The organism is Devosia ginsengisoli (assembly GCF_024707105.1).
Taxonomy (GTDB): Bacteria; Pseudomonadota; Alphaproteobacteria; order Rhizobiales; family Devosiaceae; genus Devosia; species Devosia ginsengisoli_A.
Genome location: NZ_JANQAJ010000011.1, coordinates 167,587 through 192,586, shown reverse-complemented (window position 1 = coordinate 192,586; position 25,000 = coordinate 167,587). Strand labels below are relative to the sequence as shown.

The 25,000-nt window shown below is 62.9% G+C and carries 24 protein-coding genes and 2 pseudogenes; 6 read left to right on the top strand and 20 right to left on the bottom strand.

What is annotated here, in order from left to right; all coding sequences use genetic code 11:
- The first annotated feature begins 131 nt into the window (after positions 1–131).
- On the top strand, positions 132–1,034 hold the full coding sequence (locus NVV79_RS14970; protein WP_303991141.1) for a DMT family transporter: 903 nt from the start codon (positions 132–134) through the stop codon (positions 1,032–1,034).
- A 3-nt stretch (positions 1,035–1,037) separates the two neighbouring features.
- Here NVV79_RS14970 and ntrC read toward each other — a convergent pair whose 3' ends face one another.
- Genes ntrC through dusB form a run of 3 tightly spaced genes read right to left on the bottom strand, consistent with a single transcriptional unit; the run spans position 1,038 to position 4,599 of the window.
- Entirely contained in the window at positions 1,038–2,486 is a 1,449-nt protein-coding gene (ntrC, locus tag NVV79_RS14965; RefSeq protein WP_303991139.1) for a nitrogen regulation protein NR(I), read from the bottom strand.
- Positions 2,483–3,622, bottom strand: a complete 1,140-nt coding sequence (locus NVV79_RS14960) for a nitrogen regulation protein NR(II) (protein WP_303991137.1) — start codon at positions 3,620–3,622, stop codon at positions 2,483–2,485. The genes ntrC and NVV79_RS14960 overlap by 4 nt, the downstream gene beginning before the upstream one ends.
- Positions 3,619–4,599: a tRNA dihydrouridine synthase DusB gene (dusB, locus tag NVV79_RS14955; RefSeq protein WP_303991135.1), complete on the bottom strand. Its 981-nt coding sequence runs from the start codon at positions 4,597–4,599 to the stop codon at positions 3,619–3,621. Before dusB ends, NVV79_RS14960 begins: the two co-directional genes overlap by 4 nt.
- A 199-nt stretch (positions 4,600–4,798) precedes the next feature.
- Between dusB and NVV79_RS14950 the strand changes: the two genes are divergently transcribed.
- Genes NVV79_RS14950 through NVV79_RS22665 form a run of 3 tightly spaced genes read left to right on the top strand, consistent with a single transcriptional unit; the run spans position 4,799 to position 6,499 of the window.
- On the top strand, positions 4,799–5,989 hold the full coding sequence (locus NVV79_RS14950) for a bifunctional 2-C-methyl-D-erythritol 4-phosphate cytidylyltransferase/2-C-methyl-D-erythritol 2,4-cyclodiphosphate synthase (RefSeq protein ID WP_303991133.1): 1,191 nt from the start codon (positions 4,799–4,801) through the stop codon (positions 5,987–5,989).
- The gene (locus tag NVV79_RS14945; protein WP_369684737.1) at positions 5,989–6,414 is read left to right on the top strand and encodes a CinA family protein; all 426 of its coding nucleotides are present in this window, start codon (positions 5,989–5,991) and stop codon (positions 6,412–6,414) included. The genes NVV79_RS14950 and NVV79_RS14945 overlap by 1 nt, the downstream gene beginning before the upstream one ends.
- Entirely contained in the window at positions 6,353–6,499 is a 147-nt protein-coding gene (locus tag NVV79_RS22665; RefSeq protein WP_369684746.1) for a hypothetical protein, read from the top strand. The genes NVV79_RS14945 and NVV79_RS22665 overlap by 62 nt, the downstream gene beginning before the upstream one ends.
- Positions 6,500–6,692: 193 nt before the next feature.
- Here NVV79_RS22665 and NVV79_RS14940 read toward each other — a convergent pair whose 3' ends face one another.
- The 16 genes and pseudogenes from NVV79_RS14940 to NVV79_RS14865 form a co-directional block, all read right to left on the bottom strand.
- Complete coding sequence (locus NVV79_RS14940; RefSeq protein ID WP_303991131.1) at positions 6,693–7,136, bottom strand: type II toxin-antitoxin system RatA family toxin; 444 nt, start codon at positions 7,134–7,136, stop codon at positions 6,693–6,695.
- On the bottom strand, positions 7,136–8,089 hold the full coding sequence (gene lipA / locus NVV79_RS14935) for a lipoyl synthase (RefSeq protein ID WP_303991129.1): 954 nt from the start codon (positions 8,087–8,089) through the stop codon (positions 7,136–7,138). Before lipA ends, NVV79_RS14940 begins: the two co-directional genes overlap by 1 nt.
- A gap of 13 nt (positions 8,090–8,102) precedes the next feature.
- Positions 8,103–8,360 carry a GlsB/YeaQ/YmgE family stress response membrane protein gene (locus NVV79_RS14930; RefSeq protein ID WP_056230536.1) on the bottom strand — a complete coding sequence of 86 codons (258 nt, stop codon included), beginning with the start codon at positions 8,358–8,360 and terminating at the stop codon, positions 8,103–8,105.
- A 107-nt stretch (positions 8,361–8,467) separates the two neighbouring features.
- A complete protein-coding gene (locus tag NVV79_RS14925; RefSeq protein ID WP_056251535.1) occupies positions 8,468–8,725 on the bottom strand; it encodes a GlsB/YeaQ/YmgE family stress response membrane protein in 258 nt (85 codons plus the stop codon).
- Complete coding sequence (locus NVV79_RS14920; RefSeq protein WP_303991126.1) at positions 8,722–9,762, bottom strand: Gfo/Idh/MocA family protein; 1,041 nt, start codon at positions 9,760–9,762, stop codon at positions 8,722–8,724. The genes NVV79_RS14925 and NVV79_RS14920 overlap by 4 nt, the downstream gene beginning before the upstream one ends.
- A 123-nt stretch (positions 9,763–9,885) precedes the next feature.
- A pseudogene (gene lpdA, locus NVV79_RS14915) lies at positions 9,886–11,326 on the bottom strand (dihydrolipoyl dehydrogenase).
- A gap of 31 nt (positions 11,327–11,357) precedes the next feature.
- Positions 11,358–12,007 (bottom strand): annotated as a pseudogene (locus tag NVV79_RS14910) (SGNH/GDSL hydrolase family protein).
- Between the two features lie 13 nt (positions 12,008–12,020).
- On the bottom strand, positions 12,021–13,367 hold the full coding sequence (locus NVV79_RS14905; RefSeq protein ID WP_303991123.1) for a pyruvate dehydrogenase complex dihydrolipoamide acetyltransferase: 1,347 nt from the start codon (positions 13,365–13,367) through the stop codon (positions 12,021–12,023).
- Positions 13,368–13,381: 14 nt separating this feature from the next.
- Positions 13,382–13,618 carry a hypothetical protein gene (locus NVV79_RS14900; RefSeq protein ID WP_303991121.1) on the bottom strand — a complete coding sequence of 79 codons (237 nt, stop codon included), beginning with the start codon at positions 13,616–13,618 and terminating at the stop codon, positions 13,382–13,384.
- Between the two features lie 4 nt (positions 13,619–13,622).
- On the bottom strand, positions 13,623–15,011 hold the full coding sequence (locus tag NVV79_RS14895; protein ID WP_303991119.1) for a pyruvate dehydrogenase complex E1 component subunit beta: 1,389 nt from the start codon (positions 15,009–15,011) through the stop codon (positions 13,623–13,625).
- Between the two features lies 1 nt (position 15,012).
- A complete protein-coding gene (locus NVV79_RS14890; protein WP_303991117.1) occupies positions 15,013–15,414 on the bottom strand; it encodes a hypothetical protein in 402 nt (133 codons plus the stop codon).
- A gap of 8 nt (positions 15,415–15,422) precedes the next feature.
- Positions 15,423–16,442: a pyruvate dehydrogenase (acetyl-transferring) E1 component subunit alpha gene (pdhA, locus tag NVV79_RS14885; protein WP_303991115.1), complete on the bottom strand. Its 1,020-nt coding sequence runs from the start codon at positions 16,440–16,442 to the stop codon at positions 15,423–15,425.
- A gap of 116 nt (positions 16,443–16,558) precedes the next feature.
- Positions 16,559–16,957 (bottom strand): septum formation initiator family protein, encoded by a 399-nt coding sequence (locus NVV79_RS14880; RefSeq protein WP_303991113.1) that lies wholly within the window; start codon positions 16,955–16,957, stop codon positions 16,559–16,561.
- 75 nt (positions 16,958–17,032) lie between these two features.
- Positions 17,033–17,323 (bottom strand): Dabb family protein, encoded by a 291-nt coding sequence (locus NVV79_RS14875; RefSeq protein ID WP_303991111.1) that lies wholly within the window; start codon positions 17,321–17,323, stop codon positions 17,033–17,035.
- The gene (locus NVV79_RS14870) at positions 17,320–19,605 is read right to left on the bottom strand and encodes an NADP-dependent malic enzyme (protein WP_303991109.1); all 2,286 of its coding nucleotides are present in this window, start codon (positions 19,603–19,605) and stop codon (positions 17,320–17,322) included. The genes NVV79_RS14875 and NVV79_RS14870 overlap by 4 nt, the downstream gene beginning before the upstream one ends.
- A gap of 125 nt (positions 19,606–19,730) precedes the next feature.
- Entirely contained in the window at positions 19,731–21,332 is a 1,602-nt protein-coding gene (locus tag NVV79_RS14865) for an EAL domain-containing protein (protein ID WP_303991107.1), read from the bottom strand.
- Between the two features lie 102 nt (positions 21,333–21,434).
- Here NVV79_RS14865 and NVV79_RS14860 point away from each other — a divergent pair, with 102 nt between their 5' ends.
- Positions 21,435–21,707 (top strand): DUF3601 domain-containing protein, encoded by a 273-nt coding sequence (locus NVV79_RS14860; RefSeq protein ID WP_303991105.1) that lies wholly within the window; start codon positions 21,435–21,437, stop codon positions 21,705–21,707.
- Between the two features lie 89 nt (positions 21,708–21,796).
- Here the strand turns inward: NVV79_RS14860 and aspS are convergent, their stop codons facing one another.
- Complete coding sequence (aspS, locus tag NVV79_RS14855) at positions 21,797–23,584, bottom strand: aspartate--tRNA ligase (RefSeq protein ID WP_303991103.1); 1,788 nt, start codon at positions 23,582–23,584, stop codon at positions 21,797–21,799.
- A 200-nt stretch (positions 23,585–23,784) separates the two neighbouring features.
- Here aspS and rnd point away from each other — a divergent pair, with 200 nt between their 5' ends.
- Positions 23,785–24,954, top strand: a complete 1,170-nt coding sequence (rnd, locus tag NVV79_RS14850) for a ribonuclease D (RefSeq protein WP_303991101.1) — start codon at positions 23,785–23,787, stop codon at positions 24,952–24,954.
- Positions 24,955–25,000 lie beyond the last annotated feature (46 nt).

Sequence of the window (25,000 nt, the reverse complement as noted above, 5' to 3'; positions counted from 1 at the left end):
CCGAAGAGCTACGCTCGCAGGGCCCAGATGCGCCACACCCCCGATCTCCCGCACCTTGTTTGCCCACTGGACAACCCCATGCCGCCGGGCAGAGATCGCTCCCCAGCGCCCCGCTCATTCCGAGTCTCCCGTTGTCCGCCCCCGCTCCAGCTCGTGTCGAAACCGCCAGTCTCATGGGCATGGCCCTGGGCGTTGCGGCCTATTCGCTCTTCGCCGTCCATGACGCGATGATCAAGGGGGTGATAACCGCCCTGCCCGCCCCGCAGATCCTGTTCGTGCGCGGCGTGGTCGTCATCGCCCTCTGCCTGATCATCGGTCGCCACCGCGTGGTGATTGACCTCTGGCGCTCGAAGAATCGCACGCTGATCCTCGGCCGCGGCCTGATGACCCTGGCTGCCTGGGTCATGTATTACAGTGCCGGCCGGGAGCTGCAGTTGGCCGAGATGACCACGCTCTATTATGTTGCGCCGGCGCTCACGACCGTTCTCGCGGTGATCTTTCTTAAGGAGCAACTGACGCTGGCCCGCATCGGCGGCGCGTCCATCGGCTTCTTCGGCATCGTCGTGGCCGCCAACCCGAGCGGCTTCACCATTGGCTGGCCGGTGGTCATGGTGCTGGGTGCGGCGCTGTTCTGGGCCGTCGCCATGATCCTGATGCGCACCATTTCCAAAAGCGACAATACGCTGGTGCAGGTCTTCGCGCAGAACCTCATCCATGTGCTTGTCATGGCGGTTGTGGCGCTGCCCTTCTGGCAGGGCATGGGCCTGCGCGAGATCGCTCTATGCGTGGCCGCCGGCCTTGTCGGTGGCCTGGCCCAGTTCATCCTGGTGGAAGCGGCGCGGTCGGTGCCGGCCAGCGTGCTCGGCACCGTCGAATATGGCGCGCTGATCTGGAGCTTCATCTTCGGCTATCTGTTCTGGGCCGAAATGCCCGCCACGACCGTCTATGTCGGCGCCTTCCTCGTCGTCGCCGCCGGACTGACGCTCGCCCTGAGCGAGCATCGCAACCGCCGCGAGATCATCGACGCGCCGTAGAGCCTACCCGTTCCGCCGGCTGTGCTTGACGATCTCTATGCTGTGCGTGCGGATTTTCTTGCGCAGCGTATTGCGGTTGAGCCCCAGCAGGTCCGCTGCCTTGATCTGGTTGCCGCCGCAGGCATTGAGCGCCATGGCGATCAGCGGCGCTTCCACCCGGTCGATGACCCGCTGGTAGAGGCCGGCGGGCGGCAGGTTGGGCTCATATTCGCGCAGCAACTGCCCAACATGGGTTTCCACCGCCATCGACACGTCCATCGGTCCACTGGCGCCCGCTGCGCTGGGCCGCTCGGCAATATTGAGCTCGTTCTGCACGATCTCGGCCGAAATCGATTCGTCGGCATAAAGCGCCGACAGCCGCCGCACCAGGTTTTCCAACTCGCGCACATTGCCCGGCCAGGAATAGTTCTGCATCAGCTTGATGGCTTCGGGCGAAATCGTCTTGGCCGGCTCCCCGTCGCGCTGCGCCGCCTTGAGGAAATGCGCCGCCAGGTCCCCCACGTCATCGACGCGCTCGCGCAGCGGCGGCAGGCGGATCGGCACGACATTGAGCCGGTAGTAGAGGTCCTCGCGAAACAGCCCCTGCCGGATCATTTGGCTGAGGTCGCGATGCGTGGCGGCGACGATGCGCACATTGGTCTTGATCGAGGACCGCCCCCCGACCATTGTATATTCGCCCTCCTGCAGCACGCGCAGCAGTCGCGTCTGGGCATCCATCGGCATGTCGCCGATTTCGTCGAGGAACAGCGTACCGCCTTCGGCCTGCTCGAACCGGCCGGACGACCGCGTATTGGCGCCGGTAAAGGCCCCCTTCTCGTGGCCGAACAGTTCGGCTTCGATCAGGTCGCGCGGAATGGCGGCCATGTTGATGGCCACGAATGGCCCGTTACGACGCTTGCCGAAGTCATGCAGCGCCCGCGCCACCAATTCCTTGCCGGTGCCGCTCTCCCCGGTAATCGTCACCGTAAGGTCGGTCTGCATCAATCGCGCCAAGGCGCGGTAGATGTCCTGCATGGCGGTCGAGCGCCCCACCAGCGGCATGGTTTCGCCGGGATCTTCCGCCCGGCGGTCGGCCGTGCTCGGCTTCTTGGCGTCGGCCAGCGCCCGCGCCACCACCGACAACACTTCGGTAATGTCGAACGGCTTGGGCAGATATTCATAGGCACCCACTTCTGAAGCACGGATGGCGGTCATGAACGTGTTCTGCGCGCTCATCACGATCATCGGCAGGTCGGGGCGCAGCTTCTTGATCTTGGGCATCACCTCGAAGGCATTGCCGTCAGGCATGGCCACATCGGTGATCAGGATATCGCCCTCGCCACGGCTCACCCAGTTCCACATGGTGGAGATATTGCCGGTCGGACGGACCTCGTAACCGGCACGCGTCAGCGCCTGGTTGAGCACCATGCGGATCGCGGCGTCGTCGTCGGCGAGCAGGACCACATGGCTCATCGTGCCGCTTCCTCTTCGTTGATTATCTGGAATGCCGCGCTTGCGACGGGAAGAAGCACCCTGAATCGGGTGCGCCCCGGCCGGCTGTCGCAGTCGATGACCCCGCCATGATCGCTCACGATCTTGGCCACCAGCGCCAGACCGAGGCCCGAGCCATTGGTCTTGGTGGTGACGAACGGATCGAACAGGAAAGGCAGGATATCCGGCGGCACACCGGGGCCATTATCCTCGATGACGATCTCCAGCGGCAGCGAGATGCGCTCGGACACCCCGCTCACGCTGATCCGGATGCCCGGCCGGAAGGCCGTCGAGAACCTGATTTCTGGTTTCTGTGTCCGTTCAACGGATTCCGCGGCATTCTTCACCAGATTGAGGAAGATCTGGATCAACTGGTCCCGGTTGCCGAAGACCGGCGGCAGCGACGGATCATATTCCTCGGAAAAAGCGATGCCCCGTGCCACGCCATTGCGCGCCAGCAGCTTCACCCGGTCCAGCACCACGTGGATATTGATCGGCTCGCGCTCCATCGGGCGCTCGTCGCCGAATACCTCCACCCGGTCGATCAGCCCGACAATGCGGTCGGTTTCCTCGCGGATCAGCCTTGCCAGTGGAATTTCGTCGCTGCTGACTGTCTGCTCCAGCAACTGCGCCGCGCCACGAATACCCGACAACGGATTCTTGATTTCATGCGCCAGCATCGAGGCAAGCCCCGTCACTGAGCGCGCAGCGCCACGCGACACCATCTGCCGGTCGATCTTGTCGGCCATGGTGCGCTCCTGGATCAGCAGCGCCACCCGTCCGTCGCTGTCCGACAACGGGCTGGCAAACACGTCCGCGATACGTTCATCGCCAAAGCGCGACGACCCGATCCGCACGCGATACTCGGTCATCGGCGCCCGCCGGGTCGCCACCGTTTCGACCAGCCCGATAATGGGCGACCCGAACGCGATCAGGTCATCCAGTCGCTGCCGCGTCAGCACGCTCAGCGAAGCGCCGAAAAACGCCTCGGCGGCATAGTTGACGAAGGTGATCTGGCGATCCTCGCCACAGACGATGATCGGCTGCGGCAGCGCCTGCAGCACCGCAGTCGATGGCACGGGAGTGGCGGCAGGCGGTGTAGCCTCGATGGCGCTCATGCAGCAGCCCTCTGCTCGCCGGAGAAGATGGCAGCGATCCGCCGCAGCACATCGGCCGGCACGTCATTGTTGAGAAAGGCGTTGCGATCCGGCTTGTCGAGCACGATACCCGCCGCCTCGGTGTACCAGTCGAGATGCTTGCGCGCCGCCCGCAACCCAACGGCCGTGCCGTATTCGACCAGCATGTCCTCGTAATGCTCCGCCACCAGCGCCGCCAGCTCGTCGCCCTCCGGCGCCGCCGGACCAACCTGACCCGCCAGCCCCGCGCCGATCTGCGCCACGGCCCATGGCCGCCCTTGCGCGCCGCGTCCGAGCATCACCGCCGCCGCACCGGACTGTTGCAGCGCTTCGCGCGCCGACGCCAGATCGATAACGTCGCCATTGACCACGACGGGCACATCGACTGCGTCCACCACCGCCTGCACCAGTTCCCAGCGGGCAGAACCCTTGTAGAACTGCTGCCGCGTACGGCCATGCACCGTGATCATCTGCACGCCGGCATCCACGGCCCGCCGCGCCATGTCAGGCGCGTTGAGGCTGTCATCGTCCCAGCCCAGCCGCATCTTCACCGTCACCGGCAGCGGCGTCGCGCTCACTACGGCGTCGATCAGTGTCATGGCATGGTCCGGCACACGCATCAGCGCCGATCCGGCATAGCCATTGGTCACCCTCTTGGCCGGGCAACCGAAATTGATGTCGATGATGTCGGCGCCCGCCTCATGGGCGATCTTCGCCCCGCGCGTCATCCATTCGGCCTCGCAACCGGCCAGTTGCACCATATGCGGCAGCGTGCCCGGCCGGCCGAGCTTGCGCGCCATGTCCTGGTTGCCCACCGCCAGCGCATTGCTGGCAATCATCTCGGACACCACCATGCCGGCGCCGAAGCGCTCGGCGAGTTTGCGGAACGGCCGATCGGTAATTCCGGCCATGGGTGCCAGGAAAGCATTATTGCGAACCGCGTGGTTCCCGATGCTCAACTTGCAGGCATCCTCAGACACAAACTGCCCCAGAAATGGTCATTTTCAAATGAATGCCTGCACAATAGTCAAAATAGCTGGCAGCGCAACACCTTAAATAGTGTTCACCCCGGTGCGGCAGCCCTGCACTTGCCGCATGCCCTAGCGGGCGCTAGACCACGGGCATGTGACGGTTTCAAGTCCAGGTTGCCCGGTTTCCATGCGTCAGAAGTCCATTGCCGTCATCGTCGTCGCCGCCGGGAAGGGCGAACGCGCCAGCGCCGATGGCTCTCCCGACCCCAAGCAATATCGTTCGCTGGGCGACACGCCGCTCCTGGCCCGCACCATCGGGGCATTTCTCGACCTGCCCTATATCACCAATGTGCTCACCGTGATTCACGCCGATCACGCCAGCCGCTATACGGCACTTGGCCTCGCCGATCACCGCCTGCTACCACCGGTTATCGGTGGTGCTTCGCGGCAGGCCTCGGTGCTGGAAGGGCTCAAGGCCCTCGCCCCGCTTCGTCCCGACCTGGTGCTGATCCAGGACGCCGCCCGCCCCTTCGCCACACCGCAGGTCATCGGCGACGTCATCGCCGTCCTCGACCAGTATGACGGCGCCCTGCCCGCTTTGCCCGTGACCGACACCATCAAGCGCTCGCTCGACGGCCGCCAGGTCGCCGCCACCGAGGATCGCAGCCAGCTCGCCGCCGCGCAGACGCCGCAGGGCTTCCGCTTCGGCCAGATTTTCTCCGCCCATATGCGCGCCGCAACGCTGCCCCGCCAGTTCACCGACGATGCCGAGATCGCCGAATGGGCCGGTTTGCGCGTCGCCATGGTCATGGGCGACCGCGACAATATCAAGATTACCCATCCCGAAGACTTCGCCCAGGCGGAGCGCATCCTGTCCGGAGACGCCATCATGGAAACCCGCATCGGCTCGGGCTTCGATTTCCATCAGTTCGAACCGGGTGATGCCGTATGGCTGGGCGGCGTCCGCATTCCCCACCATGCCAGGCTCAAGGGCCATTCGGATGCGGACGTGGCCCTGCATGCGCTGACCGACGCCATTCTCGGCGCCATCGGCGAGGGCGATATCGGCGTCCACTTCCCACCCTCCGACATGCAGTGGCACGGCGCGGCCTCCACCATCTTCCTCAAGCATGCCGGCGATCTCGTGGCCAGGGCCGGCGGCCGCATAGTCAATCTCGACGTGACAATCGTCTGTGAAGCGCCGAAGATCGCCAGTCATGTTCCGGCGATGCAACGGGTCATCGGCGAGACACTGGGCATCGCGCCGACACGGATCGCCGTCAAGGCGACGACAAGCGAGAAGCTCGGCTTCATCGGGCGGGAGGAAGGTATGGTGGCAATGGCCAGCGCGAGCGTAGAAATGCCGAGGGTCGATTGATGGCAAAAAAGACCGAGACCCCGGCGCCCAATCCGGGCAAGCAGATCATCGATATCCTGGCAGCCAAGAACCAGACCATCGTCACCGCCGAAAGCTGCACCGGCGGCATGGTCGCCGCCGCACTGACAGACATTCCCGGCGCCTCAGCCGCGCTCTATGGCGGCTATGTTACCTATGCCAATACCGCCAAGTCCCGCATGATCCATGTCCAGGCCCGGCTGATCCGCGATTATGGCGCAGTCAGTAACCAGGTCGCTCGCGCCATGGCCGACGGCGCCCGCAACACCGCCCGCGCCGACTATGCCGTCTCGGTAACCGGCATTGCCGGCCCCGACGGCGGCAGCGAGAAAAAAGCCGGTCGGCCTGGTCTATGTCGCGGTTTCCTCGGAACTCGCCACCGTCGTCATCGAAAACCGTTTCGGTGACCTGGGCCGCGACGAAATCCGCAAAGCCAGCGTCAACGCCGCGCTGGAACTGGTCCTGCACGTACTGACCAGCGACAAGGGCTAGCCCCCGCCCGCACCTTCTGTGGCTCCCGTCACCCCACCCTCGATCCCTCCCCATCAAGGGGAGGGAGGCGCATGGGCGACGTCAGTGGTCCAATACCACATCGTCCACCGGCCAGGCTTCCCTCCCCCTTGTGGGGAGGGAATGAGGGTGGGGGTAAGCCACAAGCACCAGTTCCAGGTAGAGGAGTAAAGCCCTACTCCCCGTATCGCCGATCGGCCTCATCCGCAAAGGCCTGGATGATCTCATCCTGCTTGGCCGCAAAAGCCGGCTCGGCCACTGCCGCGATGAAGGGATTGGAAATCTTGAAGTCGATCTCGAAACGCACCCGCGTCCCCATGCCCTCGGGCTCGAAGCTCCAGACACTGTCGAGATAGGCAAAAGGCCCATCCACGGCCTTGGCGGCGATGGTCAGTGCATGATGGTCCAGCGTCACCCGGCTGGTATAGGCCTGCGTGATCGGCCCGAAATAGAGCGTCATCTTCGCCAGCCGCACATCCGCATCCCCCGCCGCCGGATCCTTGCGAACATCCATCGCCTTGCAGTTGGGAATGAAGCGCGGATAGTCCCCGAGATCGGCCACGATCTCGAACATGCGCTGCGGCAGATGCGGCACATGCCGCTCGAAGAAACGCTTCATCAATGCCCCAGCTTCGCCATCCGCGCCGCCTTGAGCCGCGCGAAATCCTCGCCGGCATGGTGCGACGAGCGGGTCAGCGGGCTGGACGATACCAGCGCAAATCCCTTGGCCGTCGCCACCGTGGCATAGGACTTGAACTCGTCCGGCGTGACGAACCGCTGCAAGGGATAATGCTTCTTGGTCGGCTGCAGATATTGCCCGATGGTCAGGAAATCGACATCGGCCGAGCGCAGGTCGTCCATGAGCTGCAGCACTTCGTTGCGCTCCTCGCCCAGCCCCACCATGATCCCCGACTTGGTGAACATGGTCGGATCAAGTTCCTTGACCTTCTGCAGCAGCCGGATCGAGTGGAAATAGCGGGCGCCCGGGCGCACCTTCAGATATTTCGACGGCACCGTTTCGAGATTGTGGTTGAATACGTCAGGCTTGGCCGCCACCACGATTTCCAGCGCACCTTCCTTGCGCAAGAAGTCCGGCGTCAGGATTTCGATGGTCGTCCGGGGATTGCGCGCACGGATCGCCAGGATCACGTCGGCAAAATGCTGCGCCCCGCCATCGGCCAGGTCGTCGCGATCCACCGAGGTGATGACGACATGCTCGAGCCCGAGCTTCTCGACAGCCTTGGCGACATTCTCCGGCTCGTTGACGTCGAGCGGCCCCGGCAGGCCGGTGCGCACATTGCAGAAGGCGCAGGCGCGGGTGCAGATCTCGCCCATGATCATCATGGTCGCATGCTTCTTGGACCAGCATTCCCCGATATTGGGGCAACCGGCTTCCTCGCAGACGGTGACGAGATTGTTCTCGCGCACGATCTGCTGGGTTTCCTTGTAGACCGGGGAGCCCGGCGCCTTGACGCGAATCCAGTCCGGCTTGCGCAAAACCACGCTGTCCGGCCGGTTGGCCTTTTCAGGGTGACGCGGCTTGAGCGCGGAATTGTCGATCAGAGTGACCACGGAAGTGGAGTCCTTATGCAATCAGTCGTGCAATGATCACGACGATGATGGCGCCGACCGTCGAAGTCACGATCTGGCGCACCAGATCGTTGCGGATACCCAGGTCGATCCGCAGCGCCGTGAACAGATACCCTCCCACGAACGAACCGATCACACCGCTGATGAGGTAAGTGATCAGCCCGCCGCCTCCGACGATAAGGCTGGCGAGGAAACCCGCCACGATGCCGATTCCGAGAAACACCAGGATCGCGCGATTATTGTTGCCACCCATGGTGAAGCCTCCACCCGTACTTTGCCGTTCCGGTAATGCCATTCTTGTGCCCTCGCAAACTCTCGACGGGATATTGCGTCTCGTCGAGCGCCCTTCAAGCCCCTGCTTCAGCGCGCGATCACCCGCGCCACCGCAATGACGACAATCGCTCCGATAGTCGCCGTGATAATCTGGCTCACCAGCGCATTGCCGATGGGCAGCGAAATATTGGCCGCCGACAGCAGCCAGCCGCCCACAAAGGCGCCGATGACGCCGACAATCAGGTTGCGCAGCAATCCACCGCCACCCAGCACCAGCCCGGCCAACCATCCGGCCACCAGCCCAATGCCGAGAAAGATCAGCAGTTCAGTCGTTCCGACACTCATTGCAGCACCTCCGCAATCTCAACCCAGTCGCCGCCGCGCGAAGCCGACAGAATCGTCGCCTGCACCAGCGCCAGGGAATGCAGGTTATCCTCACCCGAGCTGAAACGGGCAGGAATCGCACCGGTCTCGATCACCTTGGCGATAGCGGCCAGTGTCCCCGTCCGGTCGGCGAATTCGATACTGTCGAGCGGAAAGGCCACCGCCTCCCCGTCGCGCTCGCGCAGGCTGAGCTTGTCCGGCCCCGCCTTGCCCATGAAATGGTCGCGCGAACTCCAGATGATCTCGCCTTCCGAACAATCCATCGTCCATTCGCCCGACCACGGCGTCACCGGGCCGGAACTCATCCAACTGCCGCGATAGGACACGATCGTGCCCTTCTCGAATTCCAGCGTCGCCACCCCGATCGGATGATGCCCGAACGGGCTGGCTGCCGGATTCCAGGTGCGGCACGACACCCGCTTGGGATTGTCGTTCAACACCATGCGCATCAGGTCGAAATGGTGGATCGACATATCGGCCAGCAGCGGATCGGGCATATCCCAATACCGGTAGCCCTGGCTCGGCGCATGCCGGCGGAAGTCGATGGACACCAGGTTTACCGGCCCGAATTTCTGTGCCCCGATCAACTCAGCCGCCGCAATCGGCGCCGGTTGGAAGCGGTAATTCTGGCTGACCATCAGCACGCGGCCATTGGCCTTGGCCAGGTCCACCAGTTCCTTGCCCTGCGCGATGGTTGTGGCAAACGGCTTTTCCACGATCACGTTGAAACCCAGCTCGAGGCAGCGCTTGACCACCGGATAATGCGCCTCGGTGCGCAGCGTGCAGATCGCGAGGTCGGCTTCCACGCCCTGCGCCGCCTCATCGAGGCTCAGGAAGCACCGCTTCTCCTCGATGCCGAGTTCATCCTGCACCCGTTTGATGGCCTCGGGATTGCTGTCCACATAGCCCACCATGTGAATGCTGGGAACTTTGGGGATAACTTCCTTCGTCCAACTGAATCCCCAATGTCCCAGGCCGATCTGGATCGCCTTGACCATGTGGATAACTCCTTTACTTCCGTGGCACGCCCTCGTGGTTCGACAAGCTCACCATGAGGGCTACTCGGAATTTCAGTAGACCTCATCCTGAGCCTGTCGAAGGACGAGGTCGAAGCACCAGCCTCAGATATTCAGCGCCCGCCCATAAGCGTCCAGCACGCTTTCCTTCATCGTCTCGCTCAGCGTCGGATGCGGGAAAATGGTGTGGATCAGTTCTTCCTCGGTGGTCTCGAGATTCATGGCGATCACGAAACCCTGGATCAGCTCGGTCACCTCGGCGCCCACCATATGCGCGCCCAGCAATTCGCCGGTCTTGGCATCGAAAATGGTCTTCACCAGCCCATCGGGCTCGCCCAGGGCAATCGCCTTGCCATTGCCCACGAACGGGAACCGCCCGACCTTGATTTCGCGCCCCGCTTCCTTGGCCTTGGCCTCGGTCAGCCCCACGCTCGCCACTTGCGGCTCGCAATAGGTGCAGCCCGGCACCTTGGTCTTGTCCAGCCCGTGCACCTTCATGCCGGCAATCTTCTCGACGGTGATGACTGCCTCATGCTCGGCCTTGTGCGCCAGCATGGGCGGCCCGGCCACGTCGCCAATGGCCCAGATGCCGTCCACATTGGTCTTGCCATAGCCATCGATGACAATGGCCCCGCGCTCGGTCTTCACGCCGAGCGTTTCCAGCCCGAGATTTTCGATATTGCACTGCACGCCCACGGCCGAGATCAGCTTCTCGCCGGAAATCTGCTGCTTGCTGCCATCCTTGAGCTCGACGTGAGCCGTAACCCCGTCCTTACCCTTTTCGACCTTGGCCACCTTGGCATCGGTCAGAATCTTGATGCCGCGCTTTTTCCAGCCGCTTGCGCGCCAGTGCGGCAATCTCGGCATCCTCCACCGGCATGATCTGCGGCAGCAGCTCGATGATCGTCACTTCGGCGCCCATCGAGCGATAGAACGAGGCAAATTCGACGCCAATGGCGCCCGATCCCATCACCACCAGGCTCTTGGGCATGGCAGTCGGCTTCATCGCCTCGAAATAGGTCCAGATCTTGTCGCCATCCGGCTCGATACCCGGCAGCACGCGCGGCCGCGCCCCAGTGGCGATGATGATGTGCTTGGCCTTGTAGGTCCCCTCGCCCAGCGCATTCTTGGGCGGCGGCACCTGCGGCTGCTGGATGGCCTTCTTGGTCGGAGCAACCTTGACCTCACCCGGCTTTGATATGACCGCCTCGCCCCAGATGGTGTCGACCTTGTTCTTCTTCATGAGGAACTGGACGCCATTGTTCATCTGCGCCGCAATGGCGCGCGAGCGCTTCACCACGCCGTCGATATCCACGCCGAACTTTTCGGCGGTCAGGCCATAGTCCTTGGCATGGGTCATATGGCCGTAGATTTCGGCCGAGCGCAGCAGCGCCTTGGTCGGAATACAACCCCAGTTGGAGCAGATGCCCGCCATATGTTCGCGCTCGATAATGCCCACCTTCATGCCGAGCTGCGCGCCCCGGATGGCGGCAACATAGCCGCCGGGGCCGGCGCCGATGACGAGAAGGTCGTATTGGTCAGCCATTTTGGGCCTCCAGTAAGTCTGTTGTCCCGGCCTAGAGGCCGAGCATGGATTTGACGACCGGCACGAGCCCCTCGCCGATCGCGCGTGTATTGGCCGCGTCGAGATGGATGCCGTCGCGCGGGTCGGGTTGCGCGACCGTGGAAGCATCGAAGAAGCCGGTATTCCATTCCTGCGCCCGGCGCGCATAGTGCTGCGCCAACTCGCCCGCCTGCGTCAGGGCATGCTCGAGCCCACCGAAATGGCCCATCATGTCGCCATTGTCGGTGGCGCAGACCAGCGGCGGCGCCACCAGCAGGATTTCCGGCACCGGCTCTTCGAGCATCGCAAAATGCCCACGCGTGATCTGCACCAGCCGGCGCATGCCATAGGACGCCGTCAGCGCATTGCCGTTGACTGCGGGCTTCAGGTCATTGGTACCCAGCATGATGATGACCAGGTCGAGCGGTGCGTGGCTGGCCAGCAGCGTCGGCAGGATACGCGCACCATTGCGGTCGGCATCGGCGGTCCAGTCGTCGAAGGCCGTGGTCCGTCCCCCAGCCCCTCGGCAATCACCCGCCCCTTGCCGCCCAGCCCCTGCTCGAGCACGCTCGGCCAGCGATCCTCATAGGCGTGCCGCGGCCCGCCGGGCTGCGGATTGGACCCGAAGGTGAGGCTGTCGCCATAGGCCAGGATGGTTTTCATGGCGCGATGCCTCCTAGGCCAGCATCATGACCGGATTTTCGATCAGCCCCTTGAACACGCCGAGCACTTCCGCCCCCAGCGCGCCATCGACGGCGCGGTGATCGCAGGACAGCGTGCAGGTCATGAACTGGCCGATCTTGATCTCGCCCTTGTCGGCATAGACGCGTTCCTCGCCCACGCCCACGGCCAGGATCGTGCCGTGCGGCGGGTTGATGACGGCGCCGAATTCCTTGATGCCGAACATGCCCAGATTGGACACCGACGAGGCCCCGCCCTGATATTCATGCGGCGCCAGCTTCTTGCCGCGCGCGCGCGTCGCCAGGTCCTTCACCTCTTCGGAGATTTCCCGCAACGTCTTGGTATCGCAGCTCTTGACCACGGGCGTAAACAATCCGCCCGGCACCGCAACAGCAACCGCCACATCCGAGCGCTTATGGTAGAGGATCGAATCCACTGCCCAGGTCGCATTCGCGGCTGGCACGCGCTGTAGCGCTACAGCCCACGCCTTCATCACAAAGTCATTGACCGACAGCTTGTATTCCGGCTTGCCATCCTTGCTCTTGGGCGCGGCGGCATTGATCTGCTCGCGCGCCGCCAGCAGCGCATCGATCTTGCAATCCAGCGTCAGGTAGAAATGCGGTACCGTCTGCTTGCTCTCGGTCAGCCGCGCCGCGACAACCTTGCGCATGCCATCATTCGGCACCAGCTCGTAGCTGCCTTCAGGGTAAAGCGCCAAGACCTGCGCCTTGGTCATGCCCCCAGCCATCGCCGCACCGCCGCTTGCCGAAGCAGGAGCCGACGCAGCCGCCTTGAGCGGTACCTTGCCCGTTTTGGCCGCTTCCACATCCGACTTCACCACACGCCCTTTGGGGCCGGAGCCTGATATAGTCGACACGTCGATCCCGGCTTCCTTGGCCAGCCGCCGCGCCAGCGGCGAGGCAAACACCTTGCCGCCTTCGGACTTGGTCGGAGCGGGGGCAGCAGCGGGTTGCGCAGCCGGCGCCGGAGCAGCGGCAGGCTTGGCTTCCTCGGCCTTCGCTTCAGCTTTGGGTGCTTCCGCCTTCGGCGCTTCAGAGGCAGGTGCCGCCTTGGGCGCCGCCACCGCGTCGGCGCTTTCGCCTTCCTGCAGCAGCACGGCGATCACCGCGTTGACCTTCACGCCCTCGGTGCCCTCGGCGACCATGATCTTGCCGATCTTGCCCTCGTCCACGGCCTCGACTTCCATCGTGGCCTTGTCGGTTTCGATCTCGGCAATCACGTCACCCGAGGAGACGCTGTCGCCTTCCTTGACGTGCCACTTGGCAAGCTTGCCCTCTTCCATCGTCGGAGAGAGCGCCGGCATGGTGATATCGATTGGCATCCGCTTCTCTCCGCTTAGCTATGCAAGCGGCAATAGAACCGCCCGTTGTCTTGAACCCAAGCCTCAGATTTGCTCAAGGCTGCAGCGACTAATTGATCCGTACTATTCTCGACGCAAACGCGCTGCTCTTCTTGGCTGCCGGTGCAGCCCAAGACGTCCTCAACATACGAAGGCGGCACAATTACCACTACCGTCTTGTCCAGCCCCACATGCTCAAATCGAAAGTTGAAAGCCTCGTCAACGATCACCATTGCCTCAGCTCCGATACGTCACGGCATTGACCGCCGCGATCACTTCATCGACGTTCGGCAGCGCCAGCTTTTCGAGGTTGGCGGCGTAGGGCATCGGCACGTCCTTGCCGGTAACGCGCATGACAGGGGCATCGAGATAGTCGAACGCCTGCTCCATCACCCGCGCCGACAGTTCAGAGCCGATGCCGCCCTGCGGCCAGCCCTCTTCCACCGTCACCAGCCGCCCGGTCTTCTTGACCGATTCGACGACGGTATCGCTGTCCAGCGGCCGCAAAGTGCGCAGGTCGATCAGCTCCACATCGACCCCGGCCGCCACCAGCTTCTCGGTAGCCTGCGTCGCATAACGCATCCCCATCGAGAACGAGACCACGGTCACGTCGGCACCCTTGCGGGCAATACGCGCCTTGCCGATCGGCAGCAGGAAGTCATCGACCTTGGGCACCAGTCCTGTCGAGCCATAGAGAATTTCGTTTTCGAGGAAGACCACCGGGTTAGGCGAACGGATGGCCGCCTTCAGCAGCCCCTTGGCGTCGGCGGCGCTATAGGGCGCAATCACCGTCAGGCCTGGCACATGGCTGTACCAGGCCGAATAATCCTGGCTGTGCTGGGCGCCCACCCGCGCGGCGGGACCATTGGGGCCACGGAACACCATCGGCGCCTTCACCTGCCCGCCTGACATATAGAGCTGCTTGGCCGCCGAGTTGATGATCTGGTCGATGGCCTGCATGGCGAAGTTCCAGGTCATGAATTCCACGATCGGCTTGAGCCCCGCAAAAGCAGCGCCAACAGCCAGCCCGGCAAAACCATGCTCGGTGATCGGCGTGTCGATGATGCGCTCGGGACCGAATTCCTGCAGCAGGTTCTGGGTAATCTTGTAGGCGCCCTGATACTCGGCCACCTCCTCGCCCATCACGAACACATCCTTGTCGCGGCGCAACTCCTCGGCCATGGCCTCGTTCAGCGCCTGACGCACGGTCATTTCGACCATTTCGACGCCTTCCGGCAGGTCCGGGTCGCTTTGGGCCTCGAATTTCGGTGCGGCCGGTACGGCAGCAGCGGACGGCGCGGCTTCCGCGGCCTTTTCAGCCGGGACGACGGGCGCTTCGGCCGGTTCCGGCACCGTCTTGGCGGCCGGTGCGGCCTCGGCGGTTTCACCCTCAGCCAGCACCAGCGCGATGGGCGTATTGACCTTCACGCCTTCCGTGCCTTCCTCGACCAGCAATTCCTTGACCACGCCCTCATCCACCGACTCGACTTCCATCGTCGCCTTGTCGGTTTCGATTTCGGCCAGCACATCGCCGGATTTGACGGTGTCGCCGACTTTCACCAGCCACTTGGACAGCTTGCCCTCTTCCATGGTGGGCGACAGCGCGGGCATCAGGATTTGGGGCATATCAGCTCTCCAGGATAAGGGCGCCGGGCATGGTGGCCACACGGCTTGTATCGGTATTACGGGCGAATTGCGCGGGTATGACGCGCGGATCGTTGATCAGCCGCGGTTCGGCCGATGCAGTGGCCACGGCCGGCGTCTGGCTGTTAACCCAGCCGCTCAGGATCAGGCCGAGCAGCAGGAAGACGATGAAAGCGATCACCGCCCGCTTGTAGATAATCAGAGGCTGCGCCGCCGCCGGTCCCGCCTTTGCTTCGAGTTGGGAAAATTTCCACCAGCCCAGCGGCATGAACCCTGCCAGCTTCTCGCTGGCCGGCGCCGCCCGCACGATGGCGACAGCCTGGATGACCGCCACGACCAGCGTGAGCACTGCAAAAAGCACGATGACGCCGAGCAGAGCGCTCATGGCTCGCCTCAGGCGCTGATAGTGATGTCGGTCCAGAGTTCGGACGCATCCGGCTCCGGATCGTTGGTGGCGAAATCGGCCGCTTCGGTGACGATGGCGCGAATATCGTTCTCGATCTTCTTGAGTTCGTCCTCGGTCTGGAAACCACCCTCGATCAGCCGCGCCTTGACCTGCTCGATCGGGTCGCGTTCCTGCCGGTACTTGGTCACTTCATCCTTGGTGCGATATTTCGCCGGGTCGGACATCGAGTGGCCCCGATAGCGATAGGTCAGCATTTCGAGGATGAACGGGCCCTTGCCCGAACGGGCATGCTCGATGGCGCGACGGGCCGCGTCATAGACCATGCGCACATCCATGCCGTCGACCTGCTCGCCCGGAATATCGAAGCTGAGACCGCGCTGGGAGAAATCGGTGGTCGCCGCGGCCCGCTCGATCGAGGTGCCCATGGCGTATTTGTTATTCTCGATGATGAAGACGACAGGCAGCTTCCACAGCTTGGCCATGTTGAAGCTCTCATAGACCTGGCCCTGATTGGCCGCGCCGTCGCCGAAATAGGCGATGCTCACCGACCCGTCACCCCGATATTTCGCGGCAAAGGCCAGCCCTGCCCCCAGCGAAACCTGCGCCCCGACAATGCCGTTGCCGCCATAGAATTTGTGCTCGTTGCTGAACATGTGCATCGAGCCGCCCTTGCCTTTGGAAAGGCCGCCCTGGCGCCCGGTCAGTTCGGCCATCACGCCCTTGGGGTCGAGCCCCATGACCAGCATGTGCCCGTGGTCGCGATAGCCGGTGATCTGGGCGTCCTTGCCCTTTTCCGAAGCCATGGTGACGCCGGTCACCACCGCTTCCTGGCCAATATAGAGGTGGCAGAAACCGCCGATCAGCCCCATGCCATACATCTGGCCGGCCTTTTCCTCGAAACGCCGGATCAGCAGCATTTCGCGATAGGCTTCGAGGTCCTGTTCCCCAGTGAATTCAGGTACGTTGGATTGCGTCTTGGCCTTGCTGGCCACAGGCTTACGCGCCATGAGGGAACGCTCCGCATCGAAATGGATTTGCCGCCTGGCCCGATCTGGCCACACTTGCGCATCATAGTGCAAGCAATGCGCAGAAAGCAATGCTCAGCAATGGCCGCGGATTGCAGCTAAAGCGTTGAATCCGCTTCGATAAGTCGCATTAACTCATCTGTGGCTAATTCTTCGAATTTACCGGAAAGTGGTTCACCCGAAACCGGATCGACCATGACGAGAATATCGTCTGCATTGGCCATATTCAGCAGGGTACGGGCCCGCTCAGTGATGATATCGGGGTCGAGCCGGCGCGTATCCATCAGCGTTGCCCGGTGCCTGTAAGCATCGATCTCGGCCTGCAAGGCCGCCGATTTCGCCTTGAGCTGGTCGATATCGAGCAGGATTTGCGCCCGGTTGTCGATGCCGAACTGCCCGCCAATGGCCGAAAAACCGAGATAGCCCTGAAATCCGAGCAACGCCACGGTCAGTGCCAACGGGCGCCAGAGTGCAGGATGTTTGAGACGGGTGGGCATGGGCTAACCGGAATTGAACCCGGTCATTATGCCTGACAAGGGTTTAACGGGGGGTTGCCATATCCGGCCATGCCGTCACACCGGCACGTAATCGATCTCCAGAAACCGCTCCACCTCCGGCACCCAGCGGTCCCTTACGAAAGCCACATGGTCCGGATGGTCGTTATATCCCGCATAGGCCGCCTGGTCGGCAAATTCCATGGAGAAGCCGAACGCATAGTCGTTCTTGGGACTGACCTGCCGCAACTGTTCGAACTTCTCGACACCCGGAATGGCGGCCAGCACGAGGGCATCGCGCAGGAACGCCCCCTCCTCCACCGAGCCTGCTGCATGCCTCAGCGAAAACACCACGGTATGGCGGATCATCCTTCCGCTCCGATGGCTTCGGTCGCCGCGATGGCCGCCATGTTGACGATACCGCGGCTGGTGGTCGATGGCGCCAGGATATGCGCCGGCGATTTCGGTCCCATCAGGATCGGGCCGACCGACAGCGCATTGTTCATCTCCTTGAGCAGCGTCATGGAGAGGTTCGCCGCGTCGAGATTGGGGAAGATCAGCAGGTTCGCTTCCCCGCCCAGCAGGCTGTCGGGAATATAGCGTTCGCGCAGCCCCTGGTTCAGCGCCAGGTCGCCCTGCATTTCCCCTTCCACGATCAGGTCCGGCGCCACGAGTTTGAGCTTGTCATAGGCGGCGCGCATCTTGAACGCGCTGTCCCCTTCGCGTGAGCCGAAATTGGAATAGCTCAGTAGCGCCACCTTGGCTTCGATATTGAAGCGTTTGAGGTGGTTGCGCGCCTGCAGCGCAATACCGACGATCTCGTCCGCCGTCGGGTCCTGGTTCATATAGGTATCGGCCAGGAAGAACGCGCCGCGCGGCATGATCAGCATGGAGAGGGCCGAAACATCGGCCACCCCGTCCTGCAAGCCGATGATCGAGCGGATGTCGCGGACATGCTTGATGAAACGCCCCTGCAACCCGCAGATCAGCGCATCGGCCTCGCCCCGCTTCACCGCCAGGGCGCCGATGACGGTCGTATTGGTGCGCACCACCTGCCGTGCCGTATCCGGCGTTACGCCGTCACGGCCGACCAGTGAATGGAACAGGCTCACATAGTCGCGATAGCGCGGATCGTCCTCGGGGTTGATGACCTCGAAATCCACGCCCGGCCGCAAATTGAGCCCGAAACGCTCGATGCGCGATTCGATGACGGCCGGCCGGCCGATCAGGATGGGGCGCGCAACGCTCTCTTCGAGCAGCACCTGCGTGGCCCGTAGCACGCGCTCATCCTCGCCATCGGCAAAGGCAATGCGCTTCTGCAGTCCCTGCGCCCGGTCGAAGATCGGCTTCATCACCAGCCCCGAGCGGAACACGAAGCGGTTGAGACTGTCCATATAGGCGTCCCAGTCGGTGATCGGGTTCTTGGCAACGCCCGAATCCATGGCCGCCCGCGCCACGGCCGGCGCAATGCGCAGCATCAGCCGCTGGTCGAACGGATTGGGAATGATGTGGTCCGGCCCGAACACGGCCGGCGCGCCCGACGACGACACTTCCAGCGCCGGCTCATGCGCCAGCTTGGCAATAGCCCGCACTGCCGCGAGCTTCATTTCCTCGTTGATAACGGTCGCACCGACATCGAGCGCCCCGCGGAAGATGAACGGGAAGCACAGGACATTGTTGACCTGGTTGGGATAGTCCGAGCGCCCGGTGCAGACCATGGCGTCTGCCCTGGTCTCCTTGGCCAGTTCCGGGGTGATTTCGGGGTTTGGATTGGCCAACGCCAGGATCAGCGGCTTGGGCGCCATCTTCACCAGCATGTCCGGCCTGAGCGCACCCGCCGCCGAAAGCCCGAGGAACACGTCGGCACCCTCGATCACCTCGGCCAGTGTCGTCGCTTCGCTGGTGCGGCGGAACTGCCCGCGCCACTTGTCATTGACGTCGTTGCGCTTGTGGGTGACCAGGCCATCCTTGTCGGCGACCCAGATATTCTCGTATTTCGCGCCCAGCGCCACCAGCACGTTGAGGCAGGCAATGGCCGCCGCCCCTGCCCCCGAAGCGCAGATCTTGACGTCCTCGATTTTCTTGCCCTTCAGCTCCAGCCCGTTGAGCACCGCCGCGCCGACGATGATGGCCGTGCCATGCTGGTCGTCGTGGAACACCGGGATCGGCATGCGCTCGCGCAGCGCCTCCTCGATCTCGAAACAGTCCGGCGCGCGGATATCTTCCAGGTTGATGCCGCCAAAGGTCGGCCATAGCGGCGCCACTGCATCGATGAACTTCTGCGGATCGAGCTCGTCGATCTCGAGATCGAACACATCGATCCCGGCGAATTTCTTGAACAGGACCGCCTTGCCTTCCATGACAGGCTTGCTGGCCAGCGCCCCGATATTGCCCAGGCCCAGCACGGCCGTGCCGTTGGAAATGACGGCCACGAGGTTCTGCCGCGAGGTATATTTCGCCACCGTCTCGGGCTGCGCGGCAATTTCCTCGCAGGGCGCCGCGACACCGGGCGAATAGGCCAGCGCCAGGTCGCGCTGGTTGCCCAGCGGCTTGGTCGGCTGGATTTCGAGTTTGCCGGGCTTGGGAAATTCGTGGAAGTGGAGCGCGGCTTCGCGCAGGGCGTTCCGCTGGTCGTTGGGGTCGGTCGTCACGCGTAGTCCTCCTCGCCCGCCTTGCGTGATGGCGGGCATAGTATGGGACTGCTTGGTGCCACCAATCGTCGGCGATGAAAAGGGACTAAGTCCGCGCAGGGCCGCAACGAAAGCCAAAATTTGCGTCAGGCCGCACTGGCAACGATACTCTCGATGCGGCTGCGCGGCGTCGCCGTGGCATGGAGGGCCGTCGCCAGCTCGCGGAAGGCGCCGATCTTGAGTGCCGGGGCAAAGATATAGCCCTGCGCCTGCACCACGCCCCGCGCCCGCAGATAGAGCGCCTGCTCCTCGGTCTCGACCCCTTCGGCCACAATTTCGCAGTCGAGATCCTTGGCCAGGGCGATCAACCCATCGAGCACCGGAACCTGCGTCGTGCCGGGCTTGACCATGTCGACGAAGATGCGGTCGATCTTGATCACATCGACGCCGAGCGTGCCCAGATAGGCCAGGTTCGAATGGCCCGTGCCGGCATCGTCCATTGCCAGGCGCGAACCCAAGGCATGCAGGCCCGCAATGACACTGTTGGCCACCGCCGAATTGCCCAGCGGATGCCGCTCGGTGATTTCGAACACCAGTTGCCGGAAGTCGATCGGCGAATTGCCGAAAATGGCCTGCACATCCTCGACAATGCTGTCGTCGCGGAAATGGCCCTCGAACAGGTTGATGGAGATTTTCAGCTCCGGCATCATCTGGCTCAGGTCGCTCAGGTCGAACTTGACCTGCTGCATCAGCGACAGCGTCATAGGAATGGCCAGCCCCGTCACCTCGGCATAGTCGATAAACGCGCCCGGCGGCACCACCTGCCCGTTCTTCTTCTCCCAGCGACACAGTACTTCGCAGCCCATCAGCTCGCCGGTGCGCAGATTGATGACCGGTTGGTAATAGGGCTTGATCTCGCCGCGTGCGATGGCCCGCTCCAGGTCGAAAGCCGGCACGCGCGAGCGCCGCACATAGCCCAGCGACAGCAGCAGCACTACGGCGCTCATCATGCAGGCAATCACCGTGAACACCATGTCGAGATCGGCATAGCTCGCCCGCGCCATCACGAAGGGCACGGCATATTCCACCTTGAGCGGCAATTCGCCGGCAAAGCCCTGCGCATAGATGAATTCGGCGCTCGAAGACCTGCGATCAAAGGCGCTGGAATCGCCCACGGTCAGCACCGGCGTGCCGTTGGTCAGCAGCACCCGCATCATCGCGGCGCTGGCCAGTCCCTGCGCCAGCCCGTCCGAGGTCTGCCCCATCAGCGGCACGAAGGCCGATACCCGCCGCGTCTGGCCAAAGGTCTGGGTGATCTTGAGCGCCGGCATATCCAGCCCTCCAAGCTGCACCAGCGTAATGGACTCTGTCCGTCCCGGCACCGGCAGGCTTTCCGACAATGGCGAATAGGCGACATTGCGGCCGAAGGCGTCGCAATACTGCACGCCGTCCAAATTCTCGACCAGCACCTGCTTCAAATTGAGACTGGATTCGATTTCGCGCTGCACATTGGCCACGAAGGTCGGCGTACACAGCGAAGGGCTCTCCGCCAGAATGCGCCGCAGCGCGGCAATAGTGTCGTTCACACCAATTTCAATTTGTGAAGTAACGCCACTAACGTACTGCTTTGTTTGGGCTTTCTCTCGTACGCGGACATAGCTGTCCAGCAGGTAATCCACCGCCACGATGGGAACGAACGCCAGCAGCGCTCCGATCAGCGTCAGGATATGAGAGTATCTGGACTTCAAGATTCTGAATCCGAAAACACCAGTCGACTGCCAATCGGTACCAACCAGCCTTTAACGGATCATTAACGCTGATTAACCGATCGCAAACCATGGGAGCGCGCGATGAACCAGGCTTGGCCGACGACACCCTTCGCCCATCTCTCGCCCGAACACGACTATGTGGTGGTTCAGGCTTTCCGCGATTTCGACGGCACCGAGCATCCGGTGGGTGAAAACTGGACCTTCATCGGCTCCAGCTTCCTGCCCTATGACGACGGCCTCTCGCTCTTTGCCATGATAAACGGCCAGCGCCGGCAGGTCCGGATGCAATGGCGCGACGAGGAGCAAGGCCCGATCATCGACAATCTCGGCGCCTACCTGCAGCCAAAGAAATAGGCGGCCCCTGATGGGACCGCCTATGGAGCTTTCAAAGACCTCATGGTGAGCCTGTCGAACCACGAGGTCGAGCGAGTGGAGCTATCACCCTACTGCACGTTGAGCCTGATGCTCAGCTCGCGCAACTGCTTGGCCGAAGCCTGGCTCGGCGCGCCCATCAGCAGGTCTTCGGCCTGCTGGTTCATCGGGAAAGCCGTGATTTCGCGCAAATTCTGCACGCCGCACAGCAGCATGACGATGCGGTCCACGCCGAAGGCCGCGCCGCCATGCGGCGGAGCGCCATACTGGAAGGCGCGGTAGAGACCGCCGAACTGTTCCTCGACCTCGTCGCGGCTCTTGCCGGTCAGCTCGAACGCCTTGACCATGGTCTCGGGCAACTGGTTACGGATCGACCCGGAGGCGATTTCGTAGCCATTGCACACGGCGTCATACTGATACGCCTTGATGGTCAGCGGGTCCTGACTGTTGAGCGCCTCGATCCCGCCCTGCGGCATCGAGAAGGGGTTATGCGCGAAATCCAGGCGCTTTTCTTCCTCGCTCCATTCATAGAACGGGAAGTCGACGATCCAGCACAGCGCAAACTGCTCGGTATCGACCACACCCAGATCCGTACCCGCCTTGGTGCGGGCATCGCCGGCAAAGCGATAGAACTTCTCCGGCCGCCCGCAGACGAAGAATACGGCGTCGCCGTCCTCCAGCCCCAACTGCGCCTTGAGCGCGGCCGTGCGTTCCTCGCCGATATTCTTGGCAATGGGGCCAGAGCCCTGCCCGTCCTTGAAGAAGATATAGCCCAGCCCCGGCTGGCCCTCGCCCTGCGCCCAGGCATTCATGCGGTCGCAGAACGCCCGGCCGATTGGTTCGGCCCCGGCCTTGTTCTTGGCCGGAATCGCCCAGACTTCCACCTTGGGATCGACTTCGATCTGGCCGGCAAACACCTTGAAGCCCGAACCTGCGAAATGCTCGGTCACGGCCTGCATTTCGATCGGGTTGCGCAGGTCCGGCTTGTCCGAACCATATTTGCGGATCGCCGTATCATAGGGAATGCGCGGCCAGTCCTTGGTCACGCGCTTGCCCTCGGCAAACTGCTCGAAAATGTCGGTGATGACAGGCGTCATCGTGTCCCACACGTCTTCCTGGGTGACGAAGCTCATCTCCAGGTCGAGCTGGTAGAACTCGCCCGGCAGCCGGTCGGCGCGCGGATCCTCGTCGCGGAAGCATGGCGCGATCTGGAAATAGCGGTCGAACCCCGCCACCATCAGCAACTGCTTGTACTGCTGAGGCGCCTGCGGCAACGCAAAGAACTTGCCGGGATGAATACGGGAAGGCACCAGAAAGTCGCGCGCCCCTTCCGGCGACGATGCCGTCAGGATCGGCGTCGAATATTCGGCAAAGCCCTGCTCGGCCATGCCAGCCCGCATTGCTGCGATCACCTTGGTGCGCTTGACAAGGTTGGCATGCAGCTTTTCGCGCCGCAGGTCGAGGAAGCGGTAACGCAGACGGATGTCTTCGGGATATTCCGCATCGCCGAACACCGGCAGCGGCAATTCCTTGGCCGCCGACAGCACTTCGATCTCGCGGATGAACACTTCAATCGTGCCCGTCGGCAGGTTCGGGTTCACTGCCGCGGCATCACGCAGCTTCACTTCGCCATCGATGCGGATCACCCATTCCGAGCGCACCTTTTCGGCGGCAGCGAAAGCGGGAGAATCAGGGTCGATGACGGCCTGCGTCACCCCGTAATGGTCGCGCAGGTCGATAAACAAGAGGCCCCCATGGTCGCGGATGCGATGCACCCAGCCGCTCAGGCGCACGGTCTGGCCGGCTTCCTTGGCGGTGAGGGCCCCGCAAGTATGCGAGCGGTAGCGATGTGAGGTCATGTCGAAACTCTGGGAAAAGGCCTGAATCTTGGGCGGGAAAAGCGCATGGGAGCCCCCGCTTGTCAAGGTGAACGCGGCCTCGAACATGCAGGGCAGCCGCCCGCGCGCTAACCCTGCCGCAATACTCAACAAATCCGGTATGGAGTGGACCTGCCGCACCTGCTAGGAACAATATTGACGAATTTGAGACGGACGCCGGTATGGACCTCATAGTTTCCACAGATGTGCTCGCCGCTTTCTGCGAGCGCGCTGGCAAGTTTGATTTTGTGACGGTTGATACCGAGTTCCTGCGCGAAACGACCTATTGGCCGAAACTCTGCCTTATCCAGGCCGCGACCGATGACGAGGCGGTGCTGATCGATCCGCTGGCGCCCGATCTCGACCTGTCGAGCTTCTTCGAGCTTTTGGCCAATCCCAACATCACCAAGGTCTTCCACGCCGCCAGGCAGGATATCGAAATCTTCGTCAAGCTGACCGGCAAGGTCCCGGTCAATCTCTTCGATACCCAGATCGCCGCCAGCGTCTGCGGCTTCGGCGATAGCGTATCCTACGACAATCTCGTCCGCTCCATCACCAATGTCGAACTCGACAAATCCTCTCGCTTCACCGACTGGTCGGCCCGCCCCCTGAGCGAAAAGCAGCGCCTCTATGCCGTGGCCGACGTCACCCATCTGCGCGACATCTATCGTGAACTCCGCAAACAGGTCGACGCCACCAAGCGCTGGGACTGGGTCGAGGATGAACTGGGCGTGCTGCGCAGCATCGACACCTATGTGGTCCAGCCGGAACAGGCCTGGGAACGCCTCAAGATGAAGATCAACCGCCCGCGCGACCTGGCGGCCCTGAAAAAGCTCGCCGCCTGGCGCGAGAAGCGCGCCCAGGACACCGACCAGCCACGCAGCCGCGTCCTCAAGGACGATGTGCTGTTCGAACTGGCCATGCAGCGCCCGCTCACGCCGGACGCCTTCGAAAAGCTCCGCGCCGTGCCCCGCGGCTTCGGCCGTTCCTCCGCCGCTGCCGAAATCATGGCTCTGCTGAAGGATGTCGAGGCCCTGCCCAAATCCGAGCTGCCCACCATGCCCGAGCGCTATCGCGGCCCGTCGCCCAAAGGCGCCGTCGGCGATCTCATCCGCGTGCTGCTCAAATCGGTCGCCGAACAGCATGGCGTCGCCGCGCGCATCCTGGCCACCTCGGACGATATCGACGCCCTGGTACTCGACGACGAAGCCGATGTCCCCGCCCTCAAGGGCTGGCGCCGCAAGCTCTTCGGCGACAAGGCCCTCGACATCAAGCACGGCCGCATCGGCCTCGTCGCCACCCGCAAGGGCGTGCTGGAATTCGCCGTCAAGGACGCAACGCCGGCCGAGTAAATCGATCGAGAGAGCGGATAGATCGAAGCCCTCATGGTGAGCCCGT